Genomic DNA, 16,169 nt, shown 5'->3' on the forward strand with positions numbered 1-16,169 from the left:
GTCTACGGCTTTCTTGACGACACGGGCACGACTCGTTCCACATCGGGTCGTCCTTCGTGGAGGATCTTTGTCTTGATGTCTTTTGCTGCTTCTTTGGAGGCGTCGCGTTGGGTTTCCGCCATAGGCTTGGGATCGCCTAAAACCATGCGGGCGGCTCCGCGCAGGATCTTGCGGATCGGCCACGCTCCATCGTCGTTGGGAAAGAAGATCTCGCCGTTGCGCTGTTTTTCTGGCCGATAGTACCAGCGGCGGAGCAGTGAGAGGTGGTCGCTCAGTAGTGCCAGGTCGCTTGAGGGTTGAGTTCGCGCTTCGAGCAGAGAGAGGACGTGTTCGGCGCGGTGCTCGGGAGAGTTGGAGGCAGTCGATTCGCCTTCGAGCGGGACAGCTTGCAGCATCAGAGGCTGTGCGAAGAGAGAGCTGCCGACGCTGGTCTGCTCGCGGACGGCGCGGACACCGAGTGTGGAGAGTCGCTCGGGACCAACGATGCAGCCGCCGTCGAGCAGGAACACGGCCGTCTCTTCTTTGTTTTCCAACTCGGCTTCTCGCTGCTGCTCTCCTGCCGTTTGTACGATGATGGCTTTCAGCTTCGGGATGGGGCGTATGATCCAGTCGGCGAGCGCCTGGGTGGCTTTCACCTTTTGCCATTGCGCGTGCAGCGCGGCGGCTTTTTCGAACTGCATCGCCGAGGAGGCTTCTTCGCGTTCGAGACCGATGGAGATGATCATGCTCTCGCCGCGGGTGTCGAAGAACTTCTTCACGGCTGCAGACTCGGTGGCGTATTCCTCAGGCGTGCAGGCCTGCTTGCAGGGCTCGATGCACTTCTTCATCTCGCCGTAGACGCAGCCCGGATGGTCGGGATAGGGTGCGAGGTCTTCGTAGCAGCGGCGAAGTTTGAAGAGGTCGAGGACTGCGTCGCAGTAGCGCTCGGCTGCGAGACGCGAAGGGAAGGGGCCGTACATCTGCTCGAGGCCGCGCTTGGAAAGCTTGTTGGTGGAGTAGACGCGGGGGAAGGCGTTCTCCATGGTCATTCGGAGGAAGTATGGTGTGTGGAGTTTGAGCCGGCGGCGGGCTTCGGTGTATCCGAACTGTGCGGCTGTTGCCTGATAGAGGACGAGCGAAGATTCGAAGGTAGAACCCGTGACGCAGTATTCGATGCGAGCTACTTTTTCGCGGAGGTTGAGGCGCTTGGATTGGGATTCCGGCGGATCGAGCAGACGCCGCATGCGACGGCGCAGGTCTGCCGTCTGCGTCAGGTAGGGCGCGTCTTCCTTGCGGGCGCCGCAGAGAGCGAAGACGCCGGGCTCTGCGGGAATGGTGCGAAGAATCTCGTCTGCCTGGCCGGGCGTGAAATCTAGAACGTGTTCGAAATGGAAGCTGGTTGCCACAGATGGAATTGTAGTCGCGGTTATCTGATGATGCGCTACAACTTACGCGCCGGAAGTCATCGATTCACCGGCTCTGCCATCGGGGGGTAACTATACTGCTATCATGAGTCCTCTCGTTCGCCGGCCAGCACCGGCAGAACCCAAACTTGAGACTGATCCCGAACTCGCGGAGATCCTTAGAGAACTCTCCGCACGCGAGCCGATCTTTCATCGAGCGGAGTTTGGAGTATCGCGGGAAGACTTCGAGCGAATGACGGTCGAGGAGTTTTGGGAGATTGGTGCCTCGGGTCGTCGATACTCGAGAAACTTCGTTCTGGACGAGTTGGAGAAGCGGTACGCTGCGGATCATGAAGATGTGTGGGAGACATCGGAGTTTCACTGCCGGAGACTCACCGAAGATGTGTTTCTCCTGACCTATACGCTTGTGCAGGACGATACACGCGTCACGCGTAGATCGACGATCTGGCAGAGGACTGCCGAGGATTGGAAGATCGTCTTCCATCAGGGGACGGTTGTGACGGATGGGTAGATTGCGGGTCGCTGTCAGGCGCCAGCGATCGTCATTCCTTCGATGCGGATGGTGGGAGCGGCGCTGGCTCCGCGGAAGACGAGATCGCTGCCGATAGCGACGATGTTCTTGTACATGTCTTTGAGGTTGCCGGCGATGGTGATCTCTTCGACAGGGTAGGCGAGTTCGCCGTTCTCGATCCAGAGGCCGCTGGCGCCTTGCGAGTAGTCGCCGGTGACCAGGTTTACCCCAAAGCCCATGGTCTCGGTGACGTAGAGACCGTTTGGTATGTCTCCAATAATCTGCTGAGGCGTCAACGTGCCTGCTTCGAGGAAAAAGTTTCCGGCGCCGATGCCGGGGTTGCCGGCGAGTCCGCGTGAGGCGTTGCCGGTGGACTTCATGTTGAGCTTGCGCGCGGTGTAGGTGTTCGAGACGTAGTTCTTCAGGACGCCGCGCTCGACCAGTACGGTGCGGCGCGTGGGCAGGCCTTCGCCGTCGAAGGGCCGCGTGCCAAAGCCGCCGATGCCGTCGTGAATGATCGTTCCGTCGTCGATGACGGTGATGTTTTCGCCAGCAACCTGCTCGCCCAACATGCCGCTGAAGAAAGAGGCGTTGCGGTAGATGGCGTCGCCGTTGGCTGCGTCGAAGATGTTGCCGATGATCGAGCGTGCGATCTCGGGTGAGAAGACGACGGGGGCCTTTTGCGTCTTGACCTGGCGCGCGCCGAGTCGCTTCAGGGTGCGGCGTGCTGCCTCCTGGCCGATCTCTTCGGGATTCTCGAGCTTCTTCACGGTGCGTGAGTTCGAGAACCAGTAGTTGCGCTGCATGTTGCCCTTCTCGTCATGAGCGATTGGCGCGGCAGAGAAGCCGCAGTAGCTGCGACGATACTCGCCGGTGAAGCCGCGGGAGTTCATCAGAATCTTGTGAGAGGTGGAGGTGTCGAAGTCGCCGCCGCCGGAGTTCTGAATGCGGGAGTCGTAGGCCATCGCGGCGGCTTCGGTGCGGCGCGCAATTTCGATGCGCTCGGCAGGCGGCATCTCGTTTACGTCGTCGAAGTAGAGGTGCTGATCTTCTTCGATCTTGCCAAACTCCTCCGGTTCAGGAAGGCCGGCGAAGGGGTCTTCGCTGGTGATCTTCGCGAGCGTGATGGCACCCTCGACGAGGCGTGCGATGCTCTCACTTGAAAAATCAGAAGACGACGTGCTGGCGGTGCGCTGGCCGATGAAGACGCGCAAACCAACTGCGCGGGAGCCCGATTCTTTCAGCGTTTCAACCTGTCCTAAACGCACTAATGCTGAGAATTCGTCGCCTTCATAGACGACGGCTTCGGCATCGGTTGCTCCCGCCTTGAGTGCGTGGCTGAGGACATCGGAGGCAAGCTGGCGGAGGTTTGTGGACGTCTGGGTTGGCATGGTCTCTTCAGGATAATTGGTTTTGAGCTGACTTTCTGACAGCTGTAAAGCCAGGAAGTGGCTGGTATGATGCTCGCTGTCATCCCACATATGCTGAAATCAGGAGATACGAGTGTCAGAGTCCGAGATCGTATCCGGCAACGCCGCAGTCGTCGCCAGGTTTTTGGAAGAGGTCATTAATCAGGGGCGGTTGGAGCAAGCCGACGAACTTGTCGCGGTCGACTTCGTCGAGCTTGATCCTCTTCCAGGTCAGCGGCAGGGACGAGAGGGTCTGAAAGAGATCATCGGGATGATGCGTGCCGCATTCCCGGATATTCACTGGGTTGTGGACGAGACCGTGGCTAGTGGGGACAAAGTTGTCACTCGCTTCACATGGACCGGTACACATCGAGGGACGTTTCTTGGTGTTCCTGCTACGGGCAGGAGCGTCAACGTCAAAGGTGTTGTCATCGACCGCCTGGTTGGGGGGAAGATGAAGGACAGTCGCATCCTTATGGATAATCTGACGATGATGCAGCAGATTGGCGTCATTCCAAAGTTATAGCGATCAGCGTGCAGATGTTTGCGCCGAACGATCGCCCTCGATAGAACTTAATCCCGGAACCGAATTTACCGCACCGGGGTTGCAGAGGGGCGCGCCTGACGGCCGTCGGTGGCTTTGAGGAAGTACATCCCGGCGGCACAGTACTCAGAGTCGGTCTTGAGTTTGTGCTCGATGTGTGTGGCTGGGCCGTCTTCTGAGCGGCGCTTGAACACCTTCACCGCGCCACCACAACTCATGCAGCGAAACTCGGTGTCGTTGTCTTCGAGCGCGACCGTGATCGGCTTGACCTTCCAGAACGATTCATAACCACCAGCGGCTCTGACGCGGCGACGCTTCACTTCACATTCGTAAAACTTTTCGCGTTCGATTGCCATGAGATACCTCGAAGTACGGGTGCGGTTGAGTCCAACGTTGGGTCGTACTTTCAGGTGTGGTGCGAACGGAGTCCGGCAGAACGCGGTGCAAAGAACGATGCTATTCGACGGGGCGCTGCGAGGGTCTGGGTTCGCGTCCGTCTGTAGCTTTTTTGAACAGCATTCCGTTGGCGCAGTACTCGGAGTCGGCTGCGGACTTGTGCTCGACGTACGGCACAGAGCCCGCTTTGCCGTTGCGGCCTAACAGCTTGACCTCGCCGAAGCAGTCTTTGCAACGAAACTCGGTGTCGTTATCGACAAGCGCATCGGCCACGGGCTTTACCTTCCAGAACGGCTCGTAGCCTCCGCCGGCTTTTATGCGACGGCGTTTCACTTCGCACTCATAGATTTTTTCGCGTTCGACCGCCATTATTGTCCCGTTCCCCCGACCGTCATGCGGTCGAGCTTTACTGTCGGCATGCCTACGCCTACCGGCACACTTTGCCCCGCCTTGCCGCAGGTGCCGATGCCTTCGTCCAGTGCCAGATCGTTGCCGACCATCGACACATACTTTAATGCTTCAGGGCCGTTACCGATCAGCGTTGCACCCTTCACCGGCCGCGTTACCTTACCGTCTTCGATCATGTACGCTTCGCTGGCTGAGAAGACGAATTTGCCGTTGGTGATGTCGACCTGGCCACCGCCGAAGTTGACGGCGTAGAGGCCGCGCTTGACGCTCTTGATGATGTCTTCAGGCATATCCTCGCCGTTGAGCATGTAGGTGTTGGTCATGCGCGGCATGGGGATGTGGTGATAGCTCTCGCGGCGTCCACTGCCGGTGTTGGGCATGCCCATCAGGCGCGAGTTGAGCTTGTCTGAGAGGAAGCCTTTGAGAATTCCGTTTTCGATCAACACGGTCTCCTGTGTCGGATTGCCCTCGTCATCCATGTTGATAGACCCGCGGCGACCGGGCATCAGGCCGTTGTCGACGACGGTGACCTTTGGACTTGCGACCTGTTGTCCGATGAGTCCAGCGAAGGCCGAGGTCTTCTTTCGATTGAAGTCGGCTTCGAGGCCGTGGCCGACGGCTTCGTGCAGTAGAACGCCGGGCCATCCCGGGCCGAGAACGACGGGCATCTCGCCTGCGGGCGCTTCGATAGCGCCGAGTTGCAGGATCGCGGTTCGTGCGGCTTCGCGGGCGTGGCGCTCGGGAGACTTGTCACCTTCGAAGAAGTCCATTGTGACGCGACCACCGCCGCCGCTGGTGCCACGTGCTGTATTAGTGCCGTCTTTCGCGATGACAAACACGTTGAGGCGAGCAAGAGGCTGCGTGTCCGAGGCGAAGGTGCCGTCGGATGCCGCGACGAGTATGCGGCGAAGCTCATCGTTGAAGCCGGCACGAACCTGCGTGATGCGCGAATCATAGGCGCGCGCGGCTTTGTCGGCGCGTTCGATCAGGGCCAGCTTCGCAGCGATCTCGGCGTCGCTGGTGGCTCCTGCGACAGGGTAGAGAGAAGGGGTGTCGGTGTGGCGAAAGCCGCTCATCAGCTCTTTGGCTGGGCCGCTGGCGATCAGGGCCGCGGTGCGGGCTGCGCGGAGGAGCCGGTCGCTCGAAAGATCGTCGGTGTAGGCATAGCCGGTACGCTCGCCCGAGACTACTCGGATGCCGCACCCCACGCTGATCCCCTGGCTCGCCGACTTAACCAGAGACTCATCGATACCTAGCGAAGTAGACGTAACCGACTCAAAGTAAAGGTCAGCGTAGTCGCCTCCCGCTGAAAGGGCTTCCCCCAGGCAGCGTTCCATCAGACGTTCCGAAAGACCAAGTTTTTCGATGAAGTAGCGTTTGTGGTCGGGTGCGGGTATGGTCATCTAGATTGATTCTAGGCTTCCCCGAGAGCCCCGGCAAATGTCACTTATGCGGAGGTGCCGCAGGAGTATGCCCGGAGGCACTTATTTTTCATGGAGATTCGTGAGATTTCGTGCCGTTTCAGCGTCCATGTGAGGGGTCGGCAGATCCCGAAACGCTTAGATCGAGAGGCAACTGCGGCAGATCCGCAGCATAGCAGTTGCCGTCGGCGGCATAAGTTTTGCCGCATGCGGCGGTGATCGCTTGGCGTCGTGGCGACTGCGCGTACTGCCAGACTGCGATATCGGGAGTCCCGCTGGCGCTGAGCGCCGGTGGCTGAAGGCTGCATCCGTTGGCTGGCGGACATGCGTCCTGATAAACAAAGATTGTGATCTGGTGCAGATGCTGTGCGTTGACCAGCTCACGAATATGCTGCACCGTAGTGATGGTCTTGCCGGGACCGTCGCTGACCGGCTGGCCGCTGGCATAGACCCCAGGGAGATAGCCGGACTTCGTGGCCACGGTCTCAGTCCATGCAAGCAGATACGCTGATTGATCGTCGGTAAGTCGGCCCCCCTCCTCCTGATCCAAAAAGATAATGGTGCCGGTGGCGAAGTTTTCACGATGCGCTGCGACGATGGCTGCCATGGCGTCCTTCGTTCCGAGCGAGGCAGGTGATGTTCCGGAGCGCTTCTCCTTCTTGATCTCCGCCTCAAGCCGACCGTTGAACAGTACGAGAAAGCCGAAGCCATGACGCACCAATGCCTCGCGCTTGCCGACCCAGCCGTTCTGTCTTTCGCCTGGCGGATTGTTGAGCCAGTATCCGACAAAGGCAAAGTGGCGGCGCAACGTGGGCAGAGTCTGGTCGCCCGGATAATCGTTGATGTCGAAGCCCACATAAGGACCTGCGGTAAGAACCGTACCGAGGGGCTGCTGCGCAGAACTATGGATCACGCAAAGAAGAAGGAGGAGTGGGCGTAAAGCTGAGAGTCTCATAAGAGGATGGTTCGAGGGCGCGCAACAGAATCTTCATGATAGGTTACACAATCCTGTGTGCTAAGTTGCTTGTTAGAGGTATGGAGGAGGGGCCATGGCGCTGACTGACATCGATCCGAAATACCCCATAGGCGATTTTGTGCCGCCCGCAACCATCTCCCTGGATGAGCGAACCGAAGCGATTGCAACGCTGGCGGAGTTACCCGAGCAACTGCGCAATGCGGTCGATGGATTGAGTTCGGCACAACTGGGAACCCCGTATCGCGAAGGCGGATGGACGTTGCGGCAGGTGGTCCACCACGTCGCGGACAGCCATATGAACGCCTACGTGCGAGTGAAGCTTGCCCTGACCGAAGAATGGCCCGCAGTCAAGAGCTATAACGAAGTGGCCTGGGCGAAGCTGCATGACATGGCGGCGCCGGTGGAGTGGTCGCTGGAGCTTGTGGAGAGTCTTCATGCCCGCTGGGTTATGTTGTTTCAATCTCTCGACGAAGCCCAGTGGCAGCGTGGATATAAGCACCCCGAAGATGGACCTGTCACTGTTGAACTGGCAGCGCTGACCTACGCCTGGCACTCGCGCCATCACGTGGCTCACATCACGCATCTACGCGCTAAGGAAGGGTGGTAGCGGGTCACCCGCTCATGTCCACCATTCAGATTGCCACGATACCGAGCGAGATCGACCGCTGCTTTCCGGTGATGCGGCAGCTTCGGCCTGCGTTGATCGCCGAGGAGTTCGTCGGCCGCGTTCAGACGCAGCAGGCAGAGGGTTATCAACTTGCTTTTCTGGAATCGGACGGCACCATCGTGTCGGTGGCTGGCTTCCGCGTGCAGAATCTGCTGTGGAGCGGCAAGACGCTTTACGTAGACGACCTGGTGACGGACGAAGGCGCGCGCTCAAAGGGCCACGGCGAGTCCATGCTGACCTGGTTGATCGCGCTGGCGAAAGAGGCAGGATGCACGACCTTCATGCTGGATTCGGGAACGCACAGGCATGATGCGCATGCGTTTTACTTTCGCCATGGCTTGCGCATCTCCGACTTCCACTTCAAGCTTGCTTTGTAGATCCTGCCGACCATCGCGCTCCAATTGACATGCTCGCAAATGTGCTAACGTTCGGCTATGCCGCCAAGAGCCTCCTCCGCGGAGCCCGTGCAGACGGTGGAACAGATATCCGTCGCACTTGAATCCTTTTTAGCTGAATCTCCCCGCGCCGTGGTGCTCGAAGACGGCAAGGTCCTCTTCGACATGCGCGAGGCAAAGTACAAGCTGGCGACCGAACACGGCCGTTGCACCCTGCATCTGTGGGGAGAGGATCGCAATCTGGTGCGTCGCGTCGGTAGCACGGTGCTGCGCAACGGCGTGCTGCGGCTGAGCACACATCGATTCGGCCAAACCAAACCTCAGACGCTGGAACTTGTAACAGATCGCGATCGCCGCACACCGTCGACGCGAGAGGCAACGCGGGTGAAGTACCTGCGTGTGCTCGAGCGAGTTCTCCTGCGCAGCTTCCCCGAGTTCAAAGTGGATGCACTACGCACGGCGATGGATCTTGAGAAGAGCTTCGGCCCGGCATATGCTCGAGGTTCGCTGGTGCAGGGACAGAAGGCATGGGCCGTAATCGCCGTGAACGAAGAGGAGACGCAGGCCACCGTTGATGGAATCCTAACGCTTGGGATTTTGTGGTTGCAGCATTGCCGCGAATCCGGCGATGGTCGAAGGCTGTACCAGGGATTGAAGTTGATCGTGCCGCGTGGCATGGCGATGCTGACGCTGTCGCGGATGGCGTGGCTCAATGCGAACGTCGCGCAGTGGGAGCTGTGGGAGCTAGACCAAAAGACGGAAGAGTTGGAACAGCGCGATGCCGCCGATCATGGCAACCTGACCACGCGCCTGATGCATGCCCCCAACGAGCAAGCCGCACAGGAGCGATTTGCCGAGTCGAGGCAACGCGTGATGGCGCTCGTGCCCGAGATGATGCGCGAAGTAGTGGAGCAGCGCCTCCGCAGCGGTACGGAGCTTGCGTTTTTACTCCATGGTCTCGAGTTTGCGCGGGTTCGGATGGGCTATTCGGGCAACTCTTTCAACAGCGCACAGGAGATCACGTTCGGTGCCGGTGCAAATGAGACTCCGCTGACCGAAGAAAACAAAGGCGAACTGCGAGATCTGGTGGAGCGACTGTTTGCGCGGCGTATCGCAGGGGGCGACAAGCGCGACCCTCTCTATCGCATGCAGCCCGAGCGCTGGCTCGAGAGTGTGCTGCGGCGCGACGTCGAACCGCTCGATGCGCGGCTGGATCCGAAGCACGTTTACACGCAGGTGCCCGCGTTTGCTGCGGCAGATCGTGGGATGCTCGACCTTCTCGGCGTCACCGACGACGGAAGGTTGGCAGTTATCGAGTTGAAAGCCGACGAAGATCTTCACCTTGCGTTGCAGGGGCTTGATTACTGGGTGCGCGTGCGGTGGCATCATCTGCAGAATCCGGACCACAACACCGGCATGGGCGAGTTTCAGCGGCACGGATACTTCGGCGGCCTGCGGTTGTCGACCGACTCGCCACGGCTATACCTTGTCGCGCCTGCGCTGCGCGTTCATCCCGCGACGGAGGTCGTGCTGCGGTACCTTTCACCCCGGGTCGAATGGAGCCTCGTAGCGCTCGATGAGCGGTGGCGTGCGAAAGTCAAAGCTGTGTGGCGCAAGCGAAGTACAGATGCAACCTCGCCTTCGACCCACGTTTTGCAAGGCAGAGTCTGACCGCGATCAATCGCAGCAGGCGGCGGCTGAAGCGAGCATCGTTTCGTCGACGTCTGCGACGGCATCATTCTTCTCGGTGCTGGTCGCGCGAGTAACGAAGAAGCTCTCGATTGCGTTGAGGACCGCATCGCCGTTCTTCGATTCGAAGATCTGCTTGCGCAGTGCACCGCCACCGGGCACGCCGTGCGTGAACCAGCTTGCGAACTGCTTCATCTTGCCGACGCAGTCGCGGTGGCGCTGCTCGCGTGCGACCTGTCCTGCAGCCGTGATGGCCTCTGCACGCGCCGCTTCGGCCCGCTCCTCGATGGCGATCTCATCGACCAGCATCTGGAAGTAGGTGCGGATCATGCGGTAGCGGTCCTGGTCGGTCGGCTGGTCGTAGGTGCCGACGCCGGTGGCTTCTTTTGTCGCGGTGTACTGCGCGATCTGGCGGAAGATCCAGGGGTTCGAAGGCGCGGTGCGGCCGATCATCACGGCGTCGCAGCCGGTGACGTCGACCATCGCGGCAGCATCTTCCGGTGTGCGGATGTCGCCGTTGCCGATCACGGGAATCTTGACGGCATCCTTCACCGCAGCGATGTACTCCCAACGTGCCTGGCCGGTGTAGCCGTCTTCCCGCGTACGGGCGTGCAGTGCGACGGCGTTCAGGCCGCAGTCTTCGGCCATCTTCGCGAGTTCGACGCAGACGATGTGCTTATCGTTCCAGCCCATGCGGAACTTCACGGTGAAGGGAATCGAAACAGCAGCGCGAACGGTCTTGAAGATCGTCTCGATCAGCGGCAAATCGCGAAGCAGGCCGGAGCCGCCATTACACGCGACGACGCGCTTGGCAGGGCAGCCAAGATTCAGATCGACGAGGTCGAAACCAGCGTCCTGCACAATACGCGCAGAGTCTGCGAGTGTTGCAGGATTCGAGCCGAAGAGCTGCGCCGAGATGGGGTGTTCGTCGTCGTAGTAGGTCAGGTAGCGTTTGCGCTTGGTCTCTCGCATGCGCGAGAGGCCGTCGGCGGAGGTGAACTCCGTCATGATGAGGCCGCAGCCTGACTGCTGGTTCGACGTGATGCTATCCACATCAGCCGACGAGTCCGCAAGACCATCCGCGGGAGTCGTGAACTGGCTGGCATTCTTGATGAAGCGGCGAAAGACCGTGTCGGTCACACCGGCCATGGGAGCAAGCACCGTCGCAGGAGCGATCTTCACGTTGCCGATGGTGAAGCTCGCAGGCACGCGGGTGTGCTCCGGCATCGCGTGTACGGCCGGGTCGTCCCAACGTTTCTGTTCGAGGGTGTATCGCTTCTTCATGGCAACTGGCGCTCGCGGTTCTCGTTTAGTTTAGACAAAACAAAGGCCTCCGCGTCTGACGGAGGCCCCTGGATGCTTTAGGCGTCCGCTTACTTCGCGGCAGTCTCGGCCTTGCCGGCGTCCGACTTTGCGAACTTGCGGCGGAAGCGCTCGACGCGACCTGCGGTATCGATCAACTTCTGCTTGCCGGTAAAGAACGGGTGGCAGGCAGAGCAGATTTCGACGACGATGTCGCCCTTGTGCGTGGAGCGGGTTTCAAACGTGTTCCCGCAGGCGCACTTGACGTGGATGTTGTCGTACTTCGGGTGAATACCTTCTTTTGGCATGGTAACTATCCTTTTCTTAATCTTGGGGTATGCCTGCCGGCTCGCGGATCGCTTGCAACGGAAGAGTTCACGTCACATCGAAGGGCCTGTCGCGCCGCCGCTTGCGCCTTTTCGGAGCGCTCAAGCAGTTTCCTCAGTTTAACTCAGATTCGCACAGGGGGCAATTGGATTCAGATGCTGCCATACTGAAAGGACGGCCATGAGTGAAGTTTGTAAAATATGCGCAGGTACGGGAATGCAGATCATCCGAACTTCAGATGGTCAACAGTTCGCCCAAACTTGCGATTGCCAAATTGTGGTCCGGGTCGAACGCGCATTGCAAAGAGCCGGTATTCCAGACCGGTATCGATCCAAATCACTTCATTCTTTCGAAACCAATGGGAAAGATCCCTCGTTGTACCTGGCATTCGACCACGCGCGAAGGTTCGTCGACAACTATCCATTTGGGATGAATGGCCTCGGTTTGCTGCTTGTGGGCAGTAGCGGATTGGGAAAAACCCATCTTGCGGCAGGAATTTTACAAGCACTGGTGATAGAGAAACGTGTGAATGGGTTGTTTTTCGATTATCACGATCTACTGAAGCGAATTCAAAACTCCTACAACCCGTCTGTCGCAGCCACAGAGCTATCTGTTCTCAGACCTGTTTTTGAAGCTGAAGTATTGGTGTTGGACGATCTCGGGGCGACGCGACCCACAGACTGGGTGTGGGATACCGTCGCCCACATTCTCAATGCTCGCTATGGCAGGAACCAGACCACGATTATTACAACCAACTTCCCGAATAAGCCCAGCCTTGTGAATCGCGAGGCTGTCGCCTTAGGTTCTGCGGGGCGCGCCGCTAGGGGCGAGACCTTAGGGGATCGCATTGGGGATAGAATGCGGTCGAGATTGCAGGAAATGTGTGTTGTGGTCGAAATGCAGGGAGAAGATCGTCGGGAACGGGAAAATAAGGCCCAATTTCAGGCGTTCTAGATTTCAAATTCAACTAAAGACACCGCCTACTGCCCCAGTAGATTAGAGCAGCGTGAAGAGCAGAAACAAGCCGGCAGTGAGTGCGGCGAATTGATACATTCGATCTGCGGCGACTGGAATCGACATACCCTCAGCTGCGATCGAGGCATCCGACACGTCAATCAGCGATGAGGAAAAATGCGGCGAAATTTCCATTTGCTCGTCCATGTCCAGCCTCTCCTCGCTGTATCCTGCGTCTCGGTTGGCCCTAGCGATAGACAAATCAGCCAACACCCTATAGATGATCCTTAACGCGAGAATGCACCAAAATGTTTCGAGCGTAGATGAATATCCGTCGAGTTTTTTTCTGAACCCCTATTGGTTCCATTTCGGGAATGCTGCACAGACGATATTCCGGGGCGCGATTCCCATTGTCCCTCGCGTGTTGCGGTATAAAATCTCGGCTTATGAACGAACAGAGTCGTCCGCTCGATAACCCGGTTAATTCAACTGATTCCTCCCGTCAGACCCCGGTCGCCCCAGGCAGTAGCCCGCAGCCTGCAATGTTCTCGAGCAAGCCCCCTGAGGGAGGCCGTCTGCCGGTCGCGGCCTGGGGCGTGGCTGGATTGGTGGTCCTGGCTGTAATCCTCGGCCTTATTTTTGCGACGCGCCACAAGCCGCAGGCTCCTCCCAATACGATCCAGCCACCAGTCGCCTACGCCGCAGAACTCCCTCTATCGCAGCTCGCGATGAGTGAGTCAACTAGTCTCTCGGGAGGCAAGTCGACCTTCATCGACGGCCACATTCAGAACTCCGGCCCTCAGACCGTCTCGGGCGTGACCGTTCAGGTGATCTTCCGCAACGACGAGGCCATGCCTCCTCAGGTCGAGACCTTGCCCCTTTCATTGATTCGGACGCGAGAACCCTATATCGACACTCAACCGATCAGCGCGGCCCCCTTGAAGCCGGGCGACGAACGAGACTTTCGCCTTATCTTCGAGTCTATTCCTGGCAATTGGAACACCCAAATGCCCGAGATTCACATCATTAGCGTGGACGCCAAATAGGGTCACCAAGTAATAGTTACCTGCCTGTCGGGAAGATTTTGCGTGAGTTGGATGTAATCTCCCTGATGAGCGAATATTCACAATTCCCCTAAGCGCCTTACTTTCATCGAGTTGATACTTTTCAGCGGTTTGGCACACTACCTGCTCTAGCAAGTGCATGTTGACGTCTGGAAAACAGGCGCGAGTCAGAACAGGAGAGCAGACCAAATGATGAATTCTGGAAAGACTTTCGGCCTCCCGGCTTTACTGCTAGGTAGTGCAATGGGCCTCTCAGCTTTCGCTCAGACCAGCACTCCCGCGGCCCAAACAACCGACTCCACAGCAGCGACCTCAACTTCCGGCACCGCCGCCCCCACAACCAACGCGGATGGCACCTACGCGACCGGCAAGCCCCTCTCCGGAGATTCTAAGGAAGGCTTCTGGGGACACATGAATCCGTTTGCCCGCAAGAAGTGGGTAAACAGGCAGACTGCTCCGATCAAGGACCAGGTAAATGAGCTTGATCAGCTTCAGGCCAAGAACGCTAACGATATCAAGGATGTAGACAGCCGTTCGCAGGCAGGCATCAAGAATGCCATGAACTCTGCGAACACTGCAGACCAGCACGCGCAGGATGCGGCGAACCGCGCAAACTCCGCCCAGACGCTGGCGAGCAATGCAAGCACCCGGACGGACTCTCTCGGTCACACGGTCGGCAATCTCGATCAGTATCAGACTGTCTCCTCGACTGCAGTGAAGTTCGCTCCCGGCCGCACGGCTCTTGGGCCGACCGGTAAGTCCGACCTCGATAATCTCGCCACCACCCTGGGCAACGAGAAGGGCTACATCATCGAAGTTCAAGGCTACAGCAAATCGGGTGTTCAGACCTCGCAGGCAATGGCCGACTCTGTCGTCCGCTATCTCGTCACTGAACATCAGGTCCCGGTCTACCGCATCTACAAAACTGGTCTCGGCAAAAACACCGAGAAGCCAGCCGATGGAGAGCAGGCAGTTGTGAATGGCGTCAAAGTTACGCTCCTCCACAACAGCTTGGCGACGATGAGTTCAGACTCGGCGTCCACCGCAGCAACAACGCCAAAGAGCTCCCAAACGGGAGTAAGTTCACCACAAGAGGTGAATCAGTAGCCCTCCCCCAGGACGGTGCAGTTTTCCCGCACCGTCCGCAAGTTTGCCGAGATAGCGACTTAGATCGCACTCGCAAAAACCTCTCCTAACCAGAGAGAACCAAGGCAGATTGGCCCCTCAATGAGGGGCCGCTTTTTTTAACTTGATATCTTCCGACCAACGGGACGGCCCTCCGAAAATAAGGGTATACAAGCCACGAAGTGGCCGCCCCGCGCGCAGCGGGCCCGTCCGGGCAGGACAAGCTTCTAACTAACGGCGGCGTGCACGGCCAGCAGTTGCTCCAGCACAGCCTTCAGGTGGTTCAGATGAAGCGCATTGGCCCCATCGGACTTAGCCTCCGCGGGATTGTCATGCACCTCAAGAAAAACTCCATCGACTCCAGCTGCGACAGCAGCGCGAGCCAGTACAGGGATGAACTCCGGCTGCCCCCCGCTGACACCATTGCCAGCTGAAGGCGTCTGCACCGAGTGCGTTCCATCGAAGACCACCGGCGCAAACCCACGCATCACGGGCAGCGAGCGCATATCCACCACCAAATTGTTGTATCCGAAGCTGGCTCCGCGCTCGGTCAGCGAAACGCGATCGTTGCCGCTCTCGCGAATCTTCTCCACCGCGTGCCGCATATCCCACGGCGCAACAAACTGACCTTTCTTTACGTTGATCGCTCCGCCGGTATTCTTCGTGGCTTCGGCCGCGGCGATCAGCAGGTCCGTCTGGCGACAGAGGAACGCTGGAATCTGCAGCACATCGACAGCCTCTGCCACAGCGTCGCAATCGACGGCGGCGTGAACATCGGTCAATACCGGCAATCCGGTACTCTTCCCAACTTCACGCAGAATCCGGCAACCCTCCACCAGCCCGGGTCCGCGAAAACTTTTGATGGAGGTGCGATTCGCCTTGTCGTAACTGGCCTTGAAGATGTACGGAACGCCAAGGTCCGAGGTGATGCGCTGAATTGCATCCGCCATCTTGCGCACGTGGCCTTCGGATTCAATCACGCATGGTCCCGCAATGAGAAAAAGCTTGCCCCGGCCAACCGGGACCTGATGTGGTGTACTGCCGATGTCGAAGGAATGAGTCACATCGTTTATTTGACCATAGCCGCCACCTGCGCGCGCGACCTGAGATCGGCCTGCTAGTTCTTCAGCGACCTGCCCAGCCCCGAAAGAACCAGCGTCATGAACGAAAGCCCTCGGCGGCTGTCTTCGCTCGTTGCGCGCCTCGCAAGCTGCCACAGGCTCGGAGCTTCGCGCTCCGCCTGGTGCTCTTTCGTCGCATGCGCCATCACCTTCGAGAGCTGATCGAGCACCTCTGGATCAAGTTCAGTCAGAATCTTCGCCGCGGTCAGCAGATTACGAATCGCTGCAATTCCCTCTGGCTGCGCGGCGTACTTCGATAAGGTGTTGAAGATCGTATCCTTCGCCCCGATCGCACCATGAAGCAGGCTCAGCAGACCCTTCCGATGTGCCTCTTCGAGCACATCGTAGGCCAGCAGCAGCGCCTCGGCATGCTCCTCGGGAGCCTTCTCAAGCTTGCGCACAAGGTCGGCTTTGAAGTCGACAGTAATCGGTTTGAAAGCAATGGGCTTCGCCATAA

The 16,169-nt window shown here is 58.6% G+C and carries 19 protein-coding genes; 8 read left to right on the plus strand and 11 right to left on the minus strand.

Annotation, left to right across the window (positions count from 1 at the left end; translation table 11 throughout):
- Positions 1-2: 2 nt before the first annotated feature.
- On the minus strand, positions 3-1,385 hold the full coding sequence (locus tag RBB76_RS12635; RefSeq protein WP_429631614.1) for an excinuclease ABC subunit C: 1,383 nt from the start codon (positions 1,383-1,385) through the stop codon (positions 3-5).
- A 103-nt stretch (positions 1,386-1,488) separates the two neighbouring features.
- On the opposite strand from RBB76_RS12635, the gene RBB76_RS12640 reads away from it, so the two are divergent.
- Positions 1,489-1,914, plus strand: coding sequence for a DUF4440 domain-containing protein (locus RBB76_RS12640; RefSeq protein WP_429631612.1), 426 nt, complete (start codon positions 1,489-1,491; stop codon positions 1,912-1,914).
- Between the two features lie 14 nt (positions 1,915-1,928).
- On the opposite strand, the gene RBB76_RS12645 is transcribed toward RBB76_RS12640, so the two are convergent.
- The gene (locus RBB76_RS12645; RefSeq protein ID WP_429631610.1) at positions 1,929-3,305 is read right to left on the minus strand and encodes a TldD/PmbA family protein; all 1,377 of its coding nucleotides are present in this window, start codon (positions 3,303-3,305) and stop codon (positions 1,929-1,931) included.
- A 112-nt stretch (positions 3,306-3,417) separates the two neighbouring features.
- Between RBB76_RS12645 and RBB76_RS12650 the strand changes: the two genes are divergently transcribed.
- Positions 3,418-3,849: an ester cyclase gene (locus tag RBB76_RS12650; RefSeq protein ID WP_429631608.1), complete on the plus strand. Its 432-nt coding sequence runs from the start codon at positions 3,418-3,420 to the stop codon at positions 3,847-3,849.
- Between the two features lie 65 nt (positions 3,850-3,914).
- On the opposite strand, the gene RBB76_RS12655 is transcribed toward RBB76_RS12650, so the two are convergent.
- From RBB76_RS12655 to RBB76_RS12670, 4 genes are all read right to left on the minus strand, one after another.
- Positions 3,915-4,223, minus strand: a complete 309-nt coding sequence (locus RBB76_RS12655; protein WP_429631606.1) for a hypothetical protein — start codon at positions 4,221-4,223, stop codon at positions 3,915-3,917.
- Positions 4,224-4,323: 100 nt separating this feature from the next.
- Positions 4,324-4,596, minus strand: coding sequence for a hypothetical protein (locus tag RBB76_RS12660; RefSeq protein ID WP_429631604.1), 273 nt, complete (start codon positions 4,594-4,596; stop codon positions 4,324-4,326).
- 35 nt (positions 4,597-4,631) lie between these two features.
- Positions 4,632-6,074 carry a metalloprotease TldD gene (tldD, locus tag RBB76_RS12665; RefSeq protein WP_429631602.1) on the minus strand — a complete coding sequence of 481 codons (1,443 nt, stop codon included), beginning with the start codon at positions 6,072-6,074 and terminating at the stop codon, positions 4,632-4,634.
- A 118-nt stretch (positions 6,075-6,192) separates the two neighbouring features.
- Positions 6,193-7,047, minus strand: a complete 855-nt coding sequence (locus RBB76_RS12670; RefSeq protein ID WP_429631600.1) for a glycoside hydrolase domain-containing protein — start codon at positions 7,045-7,047, stop codon at positions 6,193-6,195.
- Between the two features lie 94 nt (positions 7,048-7,141).
- Here RBB76_RS12670 and RBB76_RS12675 point away from each other — a divergent pair, with 94 nt between their 5' ends.
- The 3 genes from RBB76_RS12675 to RBB76_RS12685 are packed head-to-tail and all read left to right on the plus strand — an operon-like array spanning position 7,142 to position 9,801.
- Positions 7,142-7,675, plus strand: a complete 534-nt coding sequence (locus RBB76_RS12675) for a YfiT family bacillithiol transferase (protein ID WP_429631598.1) — start codon at positions 7,142-7,144, stop codon at positions 7,673-7,675.
- Between the two features lie 14 nt (positions 7,676-7,689).
- Positions 7,690-8,112 (plus strand): GNAT family N-acetyltransferase, encoded by a 423-nt coding sequence (locus tag RBB76_RS12680; protein ID WP_429631596.1) that lies wholly within the window; start codon positions 7,690-7,692, stop codon positions 8,110-8,112.
- 57 nt (positions 8,113-8,169) lie between these two features.
- Positions 8,170-9,801: a hypothetical protein gene (locus RBB76_RS12685; protein WP_429631594.1), complete on the plus strand. Its 1,632-nt coding sequence runs from the start codon at positions 8,170-8,172 to the stop codon at positions 9,799-9,801.
- Positions 9,802-9,807: 6 nt separating this feature from the next.
- On the opposite strand, the gene dusB is transcribed toward RBB76_RS12685, so the two are convergent.
- Together dusB and rpmE are read right to left on the minus strand one after the other, a co-directional pair.
- A complete protein-coding gene (dusB, locus tag RBB76_RS12690; RefSeq protein ID WP_429631592.1) occupies positions 9,808-11,103 on the minus strand; it encodes a tRNA dihydrouridine synthase DusB in 1,296 nt (431 codons plus the stop codon).
- 89 nt (positions 11,104-11,192) lie between these two features.
- Positions 11,193-11,429 (minus strand): 50S ribosomal protein L31, encoded by a 237-nt coding sequence (rpmE, locus tag RBB76_RS12695; protein ID WP_179586303.1) that lies wholly within the window; start codon positions 11,427-11,429, stop codon positions 11,193-11,195.
- A gap of 235 nt (positions 11,430-11,664) precedes the next feature.
- Between rpmE and RBB76_RS12700 the strand changes: the two genes are divergently transcribed.
- On the plus strand, positions 11,665-12,402 hold the full coding sequence (locus RBB76_RS12700) for an ATP-binding protein (protein WP_429631590.1): 738 nt from the start codon (positions 11,665-11,667) through the stop codon (positions 12,400-12,402).
- Positions 12,403-12,444: 42 nt separating this feature from the next.
- Here RBB76_RS12700 and RBB76_RS12705 read toward each other — a convergent pair whose 3' ends face one another.
- Positions 12,445-12,609, minus strand: a complete 165-nt coding sequence (locus RBB76_RS12705) for a hypothetical protein (RefSeq protein ID WP_429631588.1) — start codon at positions 12,607-12,609, stop codon at positions 12,445-12,447.
- 239 nt (positions 12,610-12,848) lie between these two features.
- Here RBB76_RS12705 and RBB76_RS12710 point away from each other — a divergent pair, with 239 nt between their 5' ends.
- Both RBB76_RS12710 and RBB76_RS12715 read left to right on the plus strand, forming a co-directional pair.
- Positions 12,849-13,448 carry a DUF2393 family protein gene (locus tag RBB76_RS12710; protein WP_429631586.1) on the plus strand — a complete coding sequence of 200 codons (600 nt, stop codon included), beginning with the start codon at positions 12,849-12,851 and terminating at the stop codon, positions 13,446-13,448.
- 207 nt (positions 13,449-13,655) lie between these two features.
- Positions 13,656-14,573, plus strand: coding sequence for an OmpA family protein (locus RBB76_RS12715; RefSeq protein WP_429631584.1), 918 nt, complete (start codon positions 13,656-13,658; stop codon positions 14,571-14,573).
- Positions 14,574-14,818: 245 nt separating this feature from the next.
- Here the strand turns inward: RBB76_RS12715 and kdsA are convergent, their stop codons facing one another.
- Both kdsA and RBB76_RS12725 read right to left on the minus strand, forming a co-directional pair.
- Positions 14,819-15,655, minus strand: coding sequence for a 3-deoxy-8-phosphooctulonate synthase (kdsA, locus tag RBB76_RS12720; protein ID WP_429631582.1), 837 nt, complete (start codon positions 15,653-15,655; stop codon positions 14,819-14,821).
- 53 nt (positions 15,656-15,708) lie between these two features.
- Positions 15,709-16,167, minus strand: a complete 459-nt coding sequence (locus RBB76_RS12725) for a DUF1641 domain-containing protein (protein ID WP_179586291.1) — start codon at positions 16,165-16,167, stop codon at positions 15,709-15,711.
- Between the last annotated feature and the right edge of the window lie 2 nt (positions 16,168-16,169).

Source organism: Tunturiibacter psychrotolerans, assembly GCF_051013365.1.
Classification (GTDB): domain Bacteria; phylum Acidobacteriota; class Terriglobia; order Terriglobales; family Acidobacteriaceae; genus Edaphobacter; species Edaphobacter psychrotolerans_A.

Coding starts and splice junctions, on each gene's coding strand:
- tldD (WP_429631602.1), bottom strand. CDS start 6,074: ATGACCATACCCGCACCCGACCACAAACGCTACTTCATCGAAAAACTT.
- RBB76_RS12670 (WP_429631600.1), bottom strand. CDS start 7,047: ATGAGACTCTCAGCTTTACGCCCACTCCTCCTTCTTCTTTGCGTGATC.
- RBB76_RS12685 (WP_429631594.1), top strand. CDS start 8,170: ATGCCGCCAAGAGCCTCCTCCGCGGAGCCCGTGCAGACGGTGGAACAG.
- dusB (WP_429631592.1), bottom strand. CDS start 11,103: ATGAAGAAGCGATACACCCTCGAACAGAAACGTTGGGACGACCCGGCC.
- RBB76_RS12705 (WP_429631588.1), bottom strand. CDS start 12,609: ATGGACGAGCAAATGGAAATTTCGCCGCATTTTTCCTCATCGCTGATT.
- RBB76_RS12640 (WP_429631612.1), top strand. CDS start 1,489: ATGAGTCCTCTCGTTCGCCGGCCAGCACCGGCAGAACCCAAACTTGAG.
- RBB76_RS12710 (WP_429631586.1), top strand. CDS start 12,849: ATGAACGAACAGAGTCGTCCGCTCGATAACCCGGTTAATTCAACTGAT.
- RBB76_RS12645 (WP_429631610.1), bottom strand. CDS start 3,305: ATGCCAACCCAGACGTCCACAAACCTCCGCCAGCTTGCCTCCGATGTC.
- RBB76_RS12655 (WP_429631606.1), bottom strand. CDS start 4,223: ATGGCAATCGAACGCGAAAAGTTTTACGAATGTGAAGTGAAGCGTCGC.
- RBB76_RS12700 (WP_429631590.1), top strand. CDS start 11,665: ATGCAGATCATCCGAACTTCAGATGGTCAACAGTTCGCCCAAACTTGC.
- RBB76_RS12725 (WP_179586291.1), bottom strand. CDS start 16,167: ATGGCGAAGCCCATTGCTTTCAAACCGATTACTGTCGACTTCAAAGCC.
- rpmE (WP_179586303.1), bottom strand. CDS start 11,429: ATGCCAAAAGAAGGTATTCACCCGAAGTACGACAACATCCACGTCAAG.
- RBB76_RS12675 (WP_429631598.1), top strand. CDS start 7,142: ATGGCGCTGACTGACATCGATCCGAAATACCCCATAGGCGATTTTGTG.
- RBB76_RS12680 (WP_429631596.1), top strand. CDS start 7,690: ATGTCCACCATTCAGATTGCCACGATACCGAGCGAGATCGACCGCTGC.
- RBB76_RS12715 (WP_429631584.1), top strand. CDS start 13,656: ATGATGAATTCTGGAAAGACTTTCGGCCTCCCGGCTTTACTGCTAGGT.